Annotated in this window: 14 protein-coding genes; 7 read left to right on the plus strand and 7 right to left on the minus strand. The window is 28.6% G+C overall.

The features are described 5' to 3' along the window. Positions 1-258 precede the first annotated feature (258 nt). The gene (locus BUB36_RS16230) at positions 259-2,073 is read right to left on the minus strand and encodes a heme NO-binding domain-containing protein (RefSeq protein WP_073152700.1); all 1,815 of its coding nucleotides are present in this window, start codon (positions 2,071-2,073) and stop codon (positions 259-261) included. A gap of 707 nt (positions 2,074-2,780) precedes the next feature. Here BUB36_RS16230 and BUB36_RS16235 point away from each other — a divergent pair. The 5 genes from BUB36_RS16235 (at position 2,781) to panD (ending at position 7,484) form a co-directional block, all read left to right on the plus strand. Then, positions 2,781-3,953 carry a sensor histidine kinase gene (locus BUB36_RS16235; RefSeq protein ID WP_165613121.1) on the plus strand — a complete coding sequence of 391 codons (1,173 nt, stop codon included), beginning with the start codon at positions 2,781-2,783 and terminating at the stop codon, positions 3,951-3,953. Continuing rightward, positions 3,950-4,846 (plus strand): response regulator, encoded by an 897-nt coding sequence (locus BUB36_RS16240; protein WP_073152706.1) that lies wholly within the window; start codon positions 3,950-3,952, stop codon positions 4,844-4,846. Before BUB36_RS16235 ends, BUB36_RS16240 begins: the two co-directional genes overlap by 4 nt. Before the next feature lie 458 nt (positions 4,847-5,304). Beyond that, entirely contained in the window at positions 5,305-6,141 is an 837-nt protein-coding gene (gene panB, locus BUB36_RS16245) for a 3-methyl-2-oxobutanoate hydroxymethyltransferase (RefSeq protein ID WP_073152709.1), read from the plus strand. 110 nt (positions 6,142-6,251) lie between these two features. Then, complete coding sequence (gene panC / locus BUB36_RS16250) at positions 6,252-7,097, plus strand: pantoate--beta-alanine ligase (protein WP_456299439.1); 846 nt, start codon at positions 6,252-6,254, stop codon at positions 7,095-7,097. Positions 7,098-7,100: 3 nt separating this feature from the next. Next, a complete protein-coding gene (gene panD, locus BUB36_RS16255) occupies positions 7,101-7,484 on the plus strand; it encodes an aspartate 1-decarboxylase (protein ID WP_073152714.1) in 384 nt (127 codons plus the stop codon). A gap of 192 nt (positions 7,485-7,676) precedes the next feature. On the opposite strand, the gene feoB is transcribed toward panD, so the two are convergent. The 4 genes from feoB to BUB36_RS16270 all read right to left on the minus strand — a co-directional run bounded on the left by feoB (position 7,677) and on the right by BUB36_RS16270 (position 11,482). Beyond that, positions 7,677-9,536, minus strand: coding sequence for a ferrous iron transport protein B (feoB, locus tag BUB36_RS16260; RefSeq protein WP_073152717.1), 1,860 nt, complete (start codon positions 9,534-9,536; stop codon positions 7,677-7,679). Between the two features lie 52 nt (positions 9,537-9,588). After that, complete coding sequence (locus BUB36_RS16265) at positions 9,589-9,807, minus strand: FeoA family protein (protein ID WP_073152719.1); 219 nt, start codon at positions 9,805-9,807, stop codon at positions 9,589-9,591. A gap of 702 nt (positions 9,808-10,509) precedes the next feature. Beyond that, on the minus strand, positions 10,510-10,665 hold the full coding sequence (locus tag BUB36_RS19835; RefSeq protein ID WP_165613122.1) for a hypothetical protein: 156 nt from the start codon (positions 10,663-10,665) through the stop codon (positions 10,510-10,512). 91 nt (positions 10,666-10,756) lie between these two features. Beyond that, the gene (locus BUB36_RS16270; protein WP_073152722.1) at positions 10,757-11,482 is read right to left on the minus strand and encodes an HAD family hydrolase; all 726 of its coding nucleotides are present in this window, start codon (positions 11,480-11,482) and stop codon (positions 10,757-10,759) included. A gap of 407 nt (positions 11,483-11,889) precedes the next feature. Here BUB36_RS16270 and BUB36_RS16275 point away from each other — a divergent pair, with 407 nt between their 5' ends. After that, positions 11,890-12,252 (plus strand): hypothetical protein, encoded by a 363-nt coding sequence (locus tag BUB36_RS16275; protein WP_073152725.1) that lies wholly within the window; start codon positions 11,890-11,892, stop codon positions 12,250-12,252. A gap of 176 nt (positions 12,253-12,428) precedes the next feature. Here the strand turns inward: BUB36_RS16275 and BUB36_RS16280 are convergent, their stop codons facing one another. Continuing rightward, on the minus strand, positions 12,429-13,064 hold the full coding sequence (locus BUB36_RS16280) for an NUDIX hydrolase (RefSeq protein ID WP_073152727.1): 636 nt from the start codon (positions 13,062-13,064) through the stop codon (positions 12,429-12,431). 280 nt (positions 13,065-13,344) lie between these two features. On the opposite strand from BUB36_RS16280, the gene BUB36_RS16285 reads away from it, so the two are divergent. Next, the gene (locus BUB36_RS16285; protein WP_073152730.1) at positions 13,345-13,596 is read left to right on the plus strand and encodes a hypothetical protein; all 252 of its coding nucleotides are present in this window, start codon (positions 13,345-13,347) and stop codon (positions 13,594-13,596) included. 1,420 nt (positions 13,597-15,016) lie between these two features. Here the strand turns inward: BUB36_RS16285 and BUB36_RS16290 are convergent. Further along, positions 15,017-15,571, minus strand: a complete 555-nt coding sequence (locus tag BUB36_RS16290; protein ID WP_165613123.1) for a hypothetical protein — start codon at positions 15,569-15,571, stop codon at positions 15,017-15,019. Between the last annotated feature and the right edge of the window lie 570 nt (positions 15,572-16,141).

Here is a 16,141-nt window from a genome sequence, read left to right on the forward strand (position 1 = left end):
CAGTAACCTTTACTTTTTCAACATTTCCCCTTTTAAATATCGAAGAGGCTTGTGGTTCTAATGGCTTTTGCTGAGGATACTTCACACATCCCCAAAGAATTGATAATAATACTAAGGCAAAAATAAGTTTTGATGATTTAAATTTTTTCATCTAATCACCTCAGCATATATTATTTCCTTTTACAATCAAAAAATGTATAAAGCCCTATTTTCAACCTAATAAAAAGATAGAAATAGGGCTAATATATTTTTCTACTCCTATATCTTATATTTTTTAAGCTCAGCCTTTAGATTCAAAGTAAGACCTTCTAATTGTTCCACATAATCTAAAAGTTCTGTTATCTTATGGGAGTATTCTGTTACGCTGGCACTCATTTCTTCAGAGGATGCGGAATTTTCTTCAGCAATGGCAGCCAAAGAATGGATATTTTCAAATACTTCTGAGATTTTTTTAGTTTCATAGGTAAGCTTATCAACAAGCTCTACAATTCCATTTGAGACATTTGTTATTTTTATGGTTGCATTTTCATTATCTTTAGCAACAACTTGAAGTGTCTTGCTATTTTCTTCTAGTTGCTGAAATTGATTAGCAACTTGATTTACCATATCACTTACTTCCATGGTGAATTCATTCAGATTATTATTGATTGTTTTAACTGCACTTTTAGAATCTTCCGCTAATTTTCTTATTTCATCAGCTACAACCGTAAACCCTCTGCCCATTTCGCCTGCTCTAGCTGCTTCTATGGCTGCATTAAGGGCTAAAAGATTGGTTTGTTCAGAAATTTGTTCAACCGTAATTACAATACTAATTATATCCTGTACTTTTCTAGATAACTCTTCACCTTGCTTATTAATCACCTCAAAATTATCCCTGACTTTCAAGAGCATATTAGATACATCGTATAGCTCTTGATAGGATTTTTCTATGTCATCAACAGCATTTTCCAGCTGTTTTTTTCTAACACTTTCTTCCTCTGCTAGATTATTTAAATTTTCAATATTATCATTCAATACATACACTGATTTTTCAGTTTCTTCAGCTTGATGGACAGCACCATTTGCAACCTCTTGAACAGCATTGGAAATACCTTGAGAAACTTCCTTCATGTTATTTGCAATTCCAGAAAAGGTTTTAGTGAAATTATAGATATCATCCATACCGCCCTTTAGATATATAAAGTCCTTTTTTATAGTATTTTTGATTTTGTTAATATCTTCCACATAGTTCTCAAATTCATCGCCAGTTTTTATTTTCTTATCTCCAATAAAATTTAAATTTTCAAGCTTAACTAATTCGGCCTTTACAGCTTTGAGAGGAGATATTACAATGTTTGAAAATATAAATGAAGAAAAGAAAACTATACTAGAGAAAACAATACTTTTTATTGGGTACGAATAGCCTCCAGCAATAAAAAGAGTTAAGAAGGAGATTATTGTTGTTGGTAATGCAATTTTAAAAGATAAATTCTTCATGAATCCTAGAGATAATATTTTGGATAAGGTAAAGCTTTTAAACTCAGATGTATCCTTTTCAAGCTTAATTTTTACCTTCATAAAGCTTATGCCATCGTCGTATGTACCTTGTTCTAAAATATTTATATCTATATTTTCATTAAAAAATTTAGCGCTACCTTCCAACAAACCTAAGAAATAATCATACATTTTTCGCTTGGATTCATATAACAACTCAATTTCTTTATTGCCAGTTTCAGAAGCAATTAATCTTGGTGGTTTAGCTCCTCTTATCATTTTTGTAAGTTGTGAATGAACATCATCCATCATCATTAGGAAACCCTTTAAACTAAATCTTTCAAAATAGGAAGGGAACCATTTACTAAAGGTTTCGATATTTCTTCTTCCTATTTCTCTCCAAATTTCACTGGAATTTTTGTTTAATGAATTAGCAATTTCATCAATAATATTTTTAACTTCATCATCTTGAATATCTTCAAGGGGAGTTATGATTCGACTAGTATCCCAGCCAACTTTGCTTAATGCAGAGTCTACTGTTTCATTTCCAAAAAGTTCACGAAGAGTTTTTATCCATGTAGAAACTACTGTACCTTTCATGTTTGTGTCTCCTTTCACAGCAAAAAAGTATATAAATATTATAATATAGTATAACAGATTTTGTCACATTACTTATTGTATACCAAAAAAATAATTAAATAAACATGAAAAAGTAAGAATTTTAATAAATTACAGGCAATAATGTTCGAATTAAAACGAATATAGATATAGATTTAAGACTTAAAGATATGAAAGCTATAATATGAAATACTATATAGATATTCTAGTAAAACAGTTAATTTATATACATGAAAAATTTTTAAAAGTGTTGGATATTTTGATATGTATAAATTAAATTTTACTATGGGAAATCTAATTAACGACACTTATTTATTATAGTACTTGAATTTCATTAGGTATATAGATTAATAATTATTATTATAAACAGGAAAAAAGGAAAAAGTGTAGAATTTATTAATGTCAACATATGTATTTTATAAATATAGAATTTACATAGTAAAACTTAATTTATACATGTACAAATATGCAACGTTTCTGGGCATTTTGGACATGTATAAATTAAAGTCTTTACTTAAATTCCTATATTATATTTTAAAATTGAAAGTGGGGCTTTAATGAATAAGGATAAATTCAAAAAAATAATTCTAGTATCTATCGTCACGACATTAATGGGACAAGTCTTTATAAACCCTTTCAACTCAGATTTTAGACTATCTATTGGTATAGCTATCCTAACATTTTTATTAATGAAATTTCAAGATATATCAATTTTTTTAACAACAGCTTGTACTGCTGCCCTTGTTTTTAGCTTTAGATTCATGATTGATGTTATACAGTTAAAGGATATTTCTACCGTATTACAGATTGCTTTAAAGCATATGCCATCAGCAATATTCTATATAGTTTTTGGCTTTGGTTTATATCATTTACACATAAGAAAATATAAACAACAGCCTATTTTTTTCATATTTTTAGTTGGAATTTCAGATATACTTTCTAATATATCTGAAGTGGCAGTAAGACAGGAATTTGTGAAAACTTCAATAGAGAATATATTAGCCAGTATTTTTACAGCAGGATTTTTAAGGGCCACTATTGCATTTGTATTGTTTTCTAGTATCAAAGCCTATAATATGCTTGTATTAAAGGAAGAACATCAGGAAAGATATAATAATTTATTACTGCTTACCGCCAATATGAAGGTAGAGGTATTCTTTATCAAGAAAACTATGCAGGATATAGAGAAAGCTATGGAAAGATGCTATTCAATTTATACAGAATTAAAGGGTATAAAGGGTTCCCTAGATATAGATTATACTAATAGACTACGGGAAAGGATATTAAATTTATCCAAGGATATACATGAAATCAAAAAGGATAATCAAAGAGTTGTATCAGGCATAGAGAGACTGCTTCCCAAAAAAGAAAATGAAAATTCAATGAAATTATCAACTATTTTAAAAATGCTCCATGACAATACTAAAAGATATATAGAACATATAGGAAAAGATATTGATATTTTTATTAATTATTCCAATGACTTAACTATAAAAGATTATTATGCATTCATATCAATAATCAATAATCTCATGAATAATAGTATAGATGCAATAATGAATAGTGGATATATAAAAATTTATCAGTATAGAGAAGAGAATTATATAGTATTTAAAGTCATGGATTCGGGAATAGGAATAAAAAAAGAAGATATTGAAGTGGTTTTTGAACCAGGATTTTCTACAAAATTTGATAGAAAGACAGGTCGTATGTCTACAGGCTTAGGACTTACCCATGTGAAACATATTGTAGAAAATTATTTTAAAGGAAAAATCGAAGTTGTTTCACAGGTTGGAAAAGGAACTAGCTTTATTATTTATATTCCGATAAATAGTGTAGCTGAAAAGGAGGCGGAAAAATGAAGCCATCATTTTATATAGTTGACGATGATCCTAGTATTAGAAGGATACTTTCAAATATAATTGATAATTATCGTCTTGGATATGTTATAGGTGAAGGGGAAGATGGAAATAAAGCAATAGATGAAATAGAAAAGATGTTACCAGATATAGCTCTTGTAGATTTATTACTTCCATCGGTGGATGGAATAGAAATAGTTAAAGAAACTAAGAAAAAAAATCTAAGTACCCAGTTTATTATGATTTCAGAGGTAAATTCTAAGGACATGATAGGTGATGCCTATAAAAGTGGTATTGAATACTTCATAAATAAACCTATTAATGTTATAGAAGTAGTAGCAATAATCGAAAAGGCTATTGAAACTTTAGATTTGAAAAAGGTTTTATCTGTCATTGGAAAGACAATGGAAAAAAATAATTATAGAATACTTACAGATAATATGAATAATGTAACTGATAATAACATCAAAGAAGAAATAACAAAAATATTTTCGGATATTGGCATTTTAGGAGAATCAGGAAGTAATGACTTGATGAATATAATAGAAATGATAGTAAATGAGAGAAAAATATTAGGAGTAAAATTTCATAGGTATAAAGTAAGCGATTTATATAGAAAACTAAACAAGAAATATAAAGATGAAAATAAACCAGTAGTATCAATTAAAGCTATAGAACAAAGAGTTAGAAGGGTTATACAATCATCTTTAGAAAATCTAGCTAGTTTAGGCATAGAAGATTATGGCAATATAAAATTTGAAAAATATTCAACTTCACTTTTTGATTTTACTGAGGTAAAAAGACAAATGGATTACATAAGGAATAAATCACAATATAAAGGAAAAATTAATGTTAGAAAATTTATAGAAGGATTAATAAGTCATATTTCAGTTTAAGTTATATTTATATCAAAACAAAAAATTAGTTTGGTATAAGTTTCTGTTTGTAGATATTTAAGCATTATGCTAAAATATAAATGGATAGTATCGTGAATACGAACTATACTGTATTAAATTAAATAGTTTTACTAAAAAATTAATATGGTTAGTTATCTGCTCTGAGCCTATATTATGGACCGAGACAGAAGGTATTAGTGTAAAACATATCCTTCTTAGCTCATGCTCTGAAGGTTTATTTATTGCAAAATAAATCATTTTTATTACGATTATACACTCTTTCTATGTCTATTTTATAAATCAGGCTTAGAAAGAGTTTTTTTATGGTTTAAGAACTCAAACATTTTTTACAAAGAATTGTATGTTTAAATTTAAGCAAATTCAAGTAACAGAGAAAAATACAAACTATTATTAGTAAAATTTTAGAAATAAAAATAATATTTTATGAGGTGAATAATTTGGCAGAAAAAAGATTTACTGTTAGTTCATTTTTAAAGGCTAAAAAAAATGGCGAGAAAATTTCAATGCTCACTGCTTATGATTATTCTACAGCAAAACTCTTAGATGAAGCAGGAGTAGATAGCTTGCTTGTAGGGGATTCCCTTGGAATGGTTATGCTTGGCTATGAAAATACACTGCAAGTAACAATGGATGATATGATACATCATTGTAGAGCTGTTTCCAGAGGTGCTAAAAGAGCTATGGTCATAGGTGATATGCCTTTTTTATCATATCATGTAAGTATTGAAGATAGTATTAGAAATGCTGGCAGACTTGTTCAGGAAGGAGGAGCTCATGCTGTTAAACTTGAAGGGGGAAGGGAAGTACTTGATAAGATTAAAGCTATTATAAATGCCCAAATACCAGTTATAGGACATCTTGGTCTTACACCACAGTCCATAAATATGTTTGGCGGATTTAAGGTACAAGGGAAGAACGAAGAACAGGCTAAAAAAATTGTTGAAGATGCAGTATTATTACAGGAGGCTGGAGTTTTTTCTATAGTTTTAGAATGCGTACCTGAAGGATTAGCAAAACTGATTAGCCAAAGGCTTGACATACCAACTATAGGAATTGGTGCTGGAAAATACTGTGATGGGCAAGTTTTAGTTACACAAGATATGCTAGGAATGTATACAGATTTTGTACCGAAGTTTGTTAAGCAATATTCAAGTCTATGTGACTTAATTAAAGAGTCTACTAAAAAATATATTGAAGAAATAAAAGAAGGCAGTTTTCCAGCAAAAGAACATATTTTTAAGATAGATAATGAGGTACTTGAGAAGCTTTATTAAATTAGATTATTATAGATTCTATCACGACAATTTTAGTAGTTCTTTTTCGTTCATGTAATAAACCTGTTACCCATGATTTTTTATTTACCTAAAAAAGGAGGAATACTGTGATAATTTTAAATACAATAAATGATATCAGATTAGAGATAAAGGAAGTCCTAAGAGATGGTAAATCAATAGGTTTTGTTCCAACCATGGGATATTTGCATGAGGGACATCTTTCCCTTGTAAAAAGGGCAAAACAGGAAAATGATATTGTTGTAGTGAGTATATTTGTAAATCCAACACAATTTGGTCCAGGTGAAGATTTTGAAAGTTATCCAAGAGATTTGGAAAGAGATAGCAAATTAGTAAAGGATGCTGGAGCAGATATAGTTTTTGCACCGCAAGTAAATGAGATGTATCCAGAGGGATGTAGCACATATGTTGAAGTGGAAGGAAACATTACTAAGAAGCTTTGTGGTGCTTCAAGACCTGGACATTTTAAAGGAGTTACAACAATAGTATCAAAGCTATTTAATATTGTAACTCCCCATAGGGCATATTTTGGGCAAAAAGATGCCCAACAGGTTGCTGTTATAGAAAAAATGGTTAGGGATTTATGTTTAGATATAGAAATTGTACCTTGTCCTATTATTAGAGAAGATGATGGACTTGCAATGAGTTCAAGAAATATATATCTAAATGAAGAGGAGAGAAGGGCAGCAACTATACTATCTGACTCATTATTTAAAGTACAAGAAATGATAAGACATGGAGAAAAACAGGCTTCAAGAATAAGTGATTTTATAATTAGCAATATAAAAAATGAAGAACTGGCTGAGATTGATTATGTTGAAATTGTCAGTGCTAAGACTCTAGAAGAAATAGAAGAGATAAAAGGTGATGTGTTAATAGCTTTAGCAGTAAAGATTGGAAAAGCAAGACTGATAGACAACATTAGATTGGAGGTATAAAGAGTGCTGATTAATATGTTTAAAAGCAAGATTCATAGAGCTACAGTTACTGAAGCAAATCTAAATTATGTAGGGAGTATAACTATAGATAAGGCTTTAATGGATGCTGCTGGAATTCTTCCTGGAGAAAGGGTTCAAATAGTAAATAATAATAATGGAGCAAGACTTGAAACCTATGTTATCGAAGGGCCTAAGGACAGTGGAGTTATATGCTTAAATGGTGCTGCTGCAAGATTGGTTCAGCTAGGTGATAATATCATAATTATTTCTTATTGTTGGCTAACAGAAGAAGAGGCAAGAATAAGAAAGCCTGAAATAGTTTTCGTTGATGAAGATAATAAGATAATAGATAAAACTAGTGTAGAGATACATGGAGAAAAAAGATAGAAAAAGTCTTTTCATTACCATCATTTATGTTATGATTTTACAATTATTTTTATGACTTAATCCACCAAGCTAGTTTCTATTGCGGTAGTTTTAATATTTCCTTCTTGATGGACTAATTTAACAGCTTATCTTAAATATTAAAATTTGCAATATGGAACGGACAAAAGCGACTCATTTGAGTCGCCCTTTTGGTTACACAATAAATTGTGCAAGTATTCCTGCTGTTAAGAATGATATTATAAAGCTACCTATATATATTAAAGCAGATTCCTGCCAGCTTCTTTCTTTAAATATTACCATGATAGCTGCAATACAAGGTACGAACAATGTAATAGCTACTAAAGATACAATAAGTTGTGGCCCATTAAGTAACCCTTGTGATGCAAGGTCATTAAGACCAGCTGCACCAAAATCTCTCCTAACAATTCCCATAATAAATGCTTGGGATACTTTAGGATGAAGTTTTAGAAAACCTACTGTAAATGGTTCAAGGGTACTGGCTATGCTGTCCAATAAACCTGTATATTGGAGCACTGTAATTAGAAGGCCTCCAACAATAAATAGTGGAGTAGCTTCCTTTAAAAACATCACTGATTTAAGGTAGGTTTTCTTAAGAACATTATTTATTTTAGGCAGCCTAAGTGGAGGTAAATCTATTAAAAGATCCGTAGATTCCCCAGGCATTAGTTTGTTTAATAATGTTCCTGTTATTACAAATACAGCAAATATTGTTGCAGAGTAAATAATAAAGGCTTTTAATCCTAATGGGGCAATAAGTCCCATGATCACACCTAATTGAGCAGAACATGGAATAGCCAAACCTAGGAGCATTGTTGCGATAAATTTTTCTCTTTTAGAGCCTAGTAATCTAGTGGTGATAGTTGCCATAGTAACACAACCAAAGCCTAATATCATTGGGATAATAGCTCTACCATTTAAACCTAATGTAGTTAAAGCTCTATCAACAAGAGCAGCGATTCTTGGTAAATATCCAGAGTCTTCCATGAGAGAAAGGAAGAAATAGAAACCAACAACCAATGGAAGTAAGAGTCCGAATATATAAATTGGAACCATAGTTATAAGTCCGAATTCACCTATTAATAATTGACCAATTAAAGTAGTATCATTAAAAAATTTACCCACAGTGTTCATTATAAAGTTATAATAGTATTCACCCATAATGATTTCTTCAGTTATACCTACAACTGTTTGTGCTACAAAAACACCTATAGCTTTATACATAATATATAATGCGGCCAATAGTATTGGAATACCCGTTATAGGCTTTAACATCATCCTTCCTAGTTTAATCTTAAATGAAGCATCTTTATTAGTTTCAGTGATAATTTTATCAACTATCTTATCAACTCTATTTCTTCTAAGCTTATATATATGCTCTCTTTCACCTTTAAAATCTTTAACATTATGCCTAGCAATAATATTTTCATCTTCTTCAGCCAAAAGAAGAGCCTCTGATTCAGTATCTACATTATCTTTTACCTTATCAATAATTTCCTTTATTTCTTTTATTCTATTACCAGTTCTAGCTCTAGAAATAGCTTCTTTAACTTTATCTAAACCTTCACCTTTGATTGCTGTAGTAGGAATTACTTCAACACCTAATTCCTTAGACAATAGGTCTATATCTATCTTGAGTCCATTTCTTTTTACATCATCCATCATATTTAAAGCAACTACAACTGGCTTTCCCATATCTATAATTTGTTGAGTTAAAAACAAGTCTCTTTCTAAGTGAACTGCATCAACAATGTTTAATATGACATCTGCATAAAGTATTATATCTCTCGCAACTCTTTCTTCATCGTTAAAAGAGGATACTCCATATACACCTGGTGTATCCATAATTACATCGTTGTTAAATTTTCCAGAGCTTATATCTATAGTTGTTCCAGGAAAATTAGAAACATCAACGTATAAACCAGTTAAATAATTAAAAAAAACAGATTTACCAACGTTTGGATTTCCTGCCAGCACAATTTTCTTTGCATTTTCTGGTACATCTATTGTCGTAATAGGATTATGGCAGTCCATGATTAGTCCTCCTTTGGTAGTAAATATATATAAGTTTCTATATTTTATAAAGTTAAACAAGTTTCACCTTGATTTTTCTTGCAAGATTTCTACCTATAGCAATTTCTTGCATTCTATTTTGCAAAATAACAGGTCCTGCAGGTAATTTTTCAGAACATATTAGTTTAGATCCTTCATATATACCTAATCTTATTGCTTGTACTCTGATGTTTGCATCGGGAATATTAATTATTTCAATTTTTTGTCCTTTATTTGCAGAATCCAATGTCATAAGAAGACCTCCCTTGTTAAGTATTTTTAGGTTAATGATAATCATTATCACTAATTTAGCGAAAAATGAATTTTTTTTATTTCTTATTTAGAATACTATAAATGATAATGAATGTCAATATTGGTATTGTACTTAAGTATTAAAGATAAATGATTTTAATATTCATTAATCTCAGTTCTGTGTATCTATAATAAAAAATAAAATACCCTATTTTCGTAAATAGGATATTTTATCAGAAAACTCATCATGTATTTTATTATTGAATACTAAGGTTTTATGTGATTTATGATTAAAAGATTTTATAGGCTGTATAGGCAGTATTATTGAAATGATGACCAGCAAAAAAACTAATGATTTAATATTTTTCAATTTTATCCCCCCTTTCTAATAATATAATTTTTTGCTTAATATTAATAAGAGAATAATAGATGTTTTAGTTATATGATTAGTTTGTCACATTATTTTTATTATATGTTAGAAATAGTAGGGAAATATTGAAATTTATTATATCATATGGGGAATTATAAATTTTTATAATTTTTATAAAATATCTAGTCATCAATAATCTAAGTTTAATATGAAAAAGAAATTATAATTTTTCGAAATTTTTGAAGGATATTTTTTCTTTGTGTAGAATTAAAAATAGTATAGAAAACGTTACCAAATTTCTTAGGAACGCTATAGGGATTGCACCGAAAGGTGCTATTTTTTTGCACTTTTTTCTTTTATTTTTCTTTCAATGTCTTCGCTATAGCTTACATGCTCATTAGTAAAGCTTAATCCAACTCCTACATATTCTCTATTATGGAAAGTAGGATTTTTTTTACCAATAACACCCTTTCTATTTTTTCTAGTCATAGAACCCTCCTTGAAATAGTTTATAGTTTTACTTATATAACTATTATGAGTAAAATAATACAATTACATTCAAAATTTTAGGCTTTTTGATCTATAATATTTCCACATTTCCATCTAATGTATAAATAACGTCCTTTCTTTCAACAATAATGGTAACTCTTTTAAGCAATTCTTTATCTCTTTTTATGTTTTCTAGTAATTCCTTTGATGGATTAATTGCTATAGGATTACCAACTATTTTTAACATAGAGTAATCACCATTTGTGTCTCCGTAGGAATAGCTTTTACTTAAATCAATATTATATTTTTTAACAAATTCCATTATTACTTTATGCTTGCTTTCTGAATCCCACATTTGAACAATTTCACCAGTAAAATTATTATTTTCATCAATCATGTATTTTGTTCCACGATAGTCTGTAATATCATACTTTTCTGCCATTTTCTCCACTAAATATTCAGGACTGCCAGATATAAAAAAGACTTTATGATTTTGTGATTTGTGCCAAGCAATTCTGGATCGAGTGTATCTATATACTTTGTCTCCTTTAAGGTTAATTACTTGATTGTTAATAAAGTCTAAATGACTTTTATTAAGCCCCTTTAAAGAGTTAATATATATTTCTGCCAGTTCCAATAAATAATCATCATAATTACCACGCCGCTTTTGCCAATCATAGTAAGTATGTTTTACATGATTATGCCATAAAGCAGGGTCGATAACTTCATATTTCAATAATTTTTTAAAATGCTCAGTCATAAGGGAGTTTCTATATAAGGTTCCATCGATATCCAAAAAAGCACCTATATTTTTCATATCATCACCTCCAAATAAATTGTAACAAAAAATATAAAAACAAGTAAAATAAATATTAAAAAAGGTTCTAATAAGATTAATAATTAAAAAAAATGGTATTAATTAAATATATAAAACATATCTATATATATTCCCTAAATCAGGATATCTAAACTTAAAACCATTTATAAACCAGCTTTTCTTGGCTTTACACTATAAGAATGAATGTATAACTATAAAAGTATATGATGAAATTGTATAATGAATTTAAAAAATTTTGTAATACAAAATACAGTAAAAAGAGTTAAAAAAGCAATCTATATATTGTATTTCAAAATTATTAATATTAATTATGCAAGTTTTTCATACGTTCTAAGGAAACTTTAATGTTTCATTTGAGTGATGATATAATTAGGGGGGAGATAACAATGTTAATTGCAATAATTTATTCTTTAATAATTACTATTTTTATTGGCTTTATAATTGAAAGCTTTAAACTTAGCTTTACTCTTAGAAAAGTAGAAATTATAAATTTAAAGATGAAAAGAATTATTTCTAGGACTCTTATGGACAAAAAATATTTTGACATCTTTCTTATAAATAATTTAAGACAGATTTTTAATGAAGAGTTTCTAAATACAAAGGTGGTAGATAAATACGAATTATATAAAGTTGATGATTCTAAAATAAAGGTAAAGTATTTTAAGGGAGATGTAATGGAAGAGCTAGAGATATTAGCAGGAGAAGGACAAATCCAATTAATTGAGATAAATAAAGAAGTTATGGAGTAAAAGTGTGATAAATCAAGGTGTTATTTTGAAATCTATCTATAAATGCAAAATAATCTTAAATGAAAATTGTTATCGGAAAATGTTTAAGAATATATATTAGGGGTATTTATGAAATACAAACCCCCTTTAAATAAAAATCAGTAATATTTATCTCCTAGCTCCTTTAATCGACCTATTTATTTTGAAATAGGTCGATTATTTTTACTCAATATATAAATCAAATTATTAGTTATCCTAGCTGTCATTCCCCATATTATATAATCATCATATTCATAAAAATATATAGGATATTTTCCAGTTCTAAAATTATAAACTTTACCATTTTCAATTTTTTCAAATGGAAAGTTATCTGGAATTTCAAGCTTACTATTAACAAAATATGTTTCAGGAGTGTTGTGTATAAAAAAATCTAGGGGGACTGTAAAAATTGACTCTACTTCATCTCGATTGAAGTTAATATTTTTGGAATCTATATCTTTTATAGATCCTACAAAAGGATATAATATGAGATTAAAGGGAGTTACTATATAGTCAGTTTGTCCAATTATTTCTATATTTGATTCCTTTATATTTAATTCCTCACAAGTCTCCCTTATTGCAGATTCCAAAGGGGATTCATTTTCTTCAATCTTTCCTCCAGGAAAGCAGATTTCTCCTGGTTGAGTTTTTAAGCTTTTTGAACGAATTTCAAACAGAAGATGAATATTTCCATTTACGTATATTAAAGGAATCAGTATAGCATAAGACTTATATTTGCCTTCAGGCATAGGAATTCTTGATTTAAGTCTATTATAAATATCGCTTAATTTCATTAGATCACCTCAGTCAATCATCTATATTTACAATAGTATAGATAAATAATATTCAATATTATTTATTATAACACTTTATTGTTAAAATAAATTAACCCGTTGTGCTAATAAATGAAATTTTGTAGCTTTAAAATACCTTAGGGGTTTTAATATTTCATTTTAGTGTTAAAACTTTCGTGTTAGAAATTAACATAATAAATAAATTTATTATTTGAATAGTGTATATATCTCAAGCAAAAGGTTTAAAATACAAAATAAAACAATGAAAGGAGATGTTGTTATGACAAATATTGATGACTTAAGTGTAATGAGTATTAGTATAGACCATAGAACCAATTCAGCACCGAGGGTTCAGGAAATTTTAACTCAAAACGGTGATCTCATACTAGGTAGATTTGGAATACATGACCCTAGGGAAGAAAATACTGGTTTAATCACTGTAAATTTAAGGGGTAAGCGAAGCCGTATAAACAATATGATGGATGACTTAAATGGTTTAGATGGAGTTAAAGTAAATCATATGGAAGTATAAATTTATAAAGATGTCTGCAGAGGATTTGACAAAGAATTTAAAAGCAAAGTTGATATTGCTAAGGATTTTATTAATGATTTTAATGCTCCAGATAACTGTAATTCTATTTACTGCTTAATTGATAGCTAGTATACTAGTACGCCTTTGATAGAATCTTGCTTAAAAAAGGATTTCATGTTATTAGTGCTTTGAAGTCAAATAGGTGAATTAATCCTTTTGGTTTTAAAGTTAAGCTTTCTCAATTTGCTGACTCAAATAATTGAATACTATTTGGTAAGATGGAAGATTGAAACTAACTATAAATATTTAAAATCTAATTTGAGTTTCGATAAATATAGAGTTCGTAGTATCCTTTCTATAGAAAGATATTTTTGATTGTATTTTTAGCAATCAACTTTTTGGAGTTATTTAGATTTAAATCTAATAAATCATCCTAGCAGTAGGAATTGCAGATTAAATAATCTGAGGCTGTTGAAAAAGTCCAATTTCTTCGTTGCTACTGAAATCTCCGTTGCTCACTTGCAACTCTAGCAAGCTCCGCTACTCGATTTCAGCGCCCCTCGAACTTGAACATTTTCAAAAGCCTCTCATCTTGTTGAGTTTTTCAACAATCTGAGATTAAATAATCTAATTATATTTTTATCAGATTATTTAATCTTAGATGATTTTACATGCATTTGTGGAAATATGTCAGATTCACGTTATTTAATCTTTTGCCCCTTCCTGAAGGCCTTAAAGATTAAATAATGTGACTTTTTTAGGGTATTTTATTGTGCCGTGTAACAAGTTATTATATTGCTATTTCATTTTTATTACAAGTCCTTATTTAAGTACTCATTTCATCGTCTAATGCCATAAGATATGGGTATCTAAGACCAATGTCTTGCTTATGTTTTTAACATTATATCACTTTGTATAATGAAAACATAGGAAAATTCATTATACTTTTCCTTTCAGGGCAAAAGGGCCAGAGTTGAAAAGTTGAATTATTATAGTATACAATTCAACTTTTCAATCCTGATCCTTTTACTTATTGAAAAGAATAATGACATTGAAGCGTGAAAAAAGTACTAAATAGTACGGAAAAAGCACAACATTTTTGACAAAACCATCAGAAATGTTGTGCTTCCATTGTTGTCTTAAATTAGTGACCCTAAAAACGCAATGTTTTTCAGTGACCTCTTTGTAGTCCCTGTGTTTTTTGTTTTTGCATTATTTTTTTTTATTTTCATTAAGATCTTCTAGCTTTTTTATTAAATCTTGAGTAGCTTTAGCGTTTTTCATCATCGCATTTGCAAATCTAAAACCAAATACCAATAAGACAATAAAACATATCGTGTTAAATATTTGAAAAAAATATGTCATATACAAACCTTCTTTATAAAGTAATAATTAATAAGGTAACTATTGAAGACTTTTATTAACGAATCTTGTATGTTCCACTGATTTTAGCTCTTTTGGTAGTAAGTTTTAAACCACCACTAATTATTAGATAATATTCTATATCTCCAGCACCGTATATTTTAGCACTTTGCTTATCGGAAGAAATGTCACTGCCACAAGCATTTGGATCTGGAACATAATTAATTCCTCCGCTATAACCAGTAGCATATGTATGAACCTTTTTAACTTTTTGAATTTGTCCAAAAGAACCATGTGCATAAACTGTAACCCTAGCATTTAAATGCTGTGTTAAAAGACCATGTTTCTTTGTTTTATCCCACTCAAAAGTATCTTCAGTACCGCTTTTGTTAGCAAGGCTATTTCTTATACTAGATATCACAAAACCATTCTTGTCAATTATTGTTGTTCCTAAATCAATAGAATCTGTGTTATTGATTCGTTGTAAAAATTGTTCAAGTTCTTCTTGTGATTTAAATTCAATTGGTTCTATACCTTCTGGCAATTGTTCTTCTGTTATTGTTTTGAGGCCGTATTTTTCATCAAGACTACTCTTTTCTGTTGCAAAACACAAACTGTAACTTAACAATACCGATACAATTGTTAAAAAACTGATTATTTTTTCATTTTAAAAACATCTCCTTTTAATATAATATTTTATTTTCTTAAAAATAATATCATAAATTATTTAAAAAAATGTAAAAAAATGAAATGAAAATATAAAATTAATAAAATATTAAGAAATTACAAGGGGAAATTACAAGGGGACGTTTCGGTTGTCATGAATTACAAGGGGACGTTTCGATTGTCATGCGAAAAACACTTTAGGAATATTGGAGTCAAGAGTGACGATTTTTTTGACCCTTTTTTGTGTTCTGGGTATGTGTAGTAATTAGGTAATAACTAAAAAACAATAATAAGAACACAAAAAAATCAAGCATTTACAAATTTCCACACAATTTTTACAAAAAATGTATTATATTTATTAGTATATAAGCTTTGATTCCAGTGCAAAAAGTCAAAAATTGATTTTTTTATACAAGGCAATCATTTGAACTTGCATAATTGTAGGGATTTTTAATGCTTAATTGTGATTTTTTACAAGTATACAGGTAAAGAATTTCAAAAAAATCCTCAAAAAAAA

The sequence above is a fragment of the Paramaledivibacter caminithermalis DSM 15212 genome (assembly GCF_900142245.1).
Classification (GTDB): domain Bacteria; phylum Bacillota; class Clostridia; order Peptostreptococcales; family Caminicellaceae; genus Paramaledivibacter; species Paramaledivibacter caminithermalis.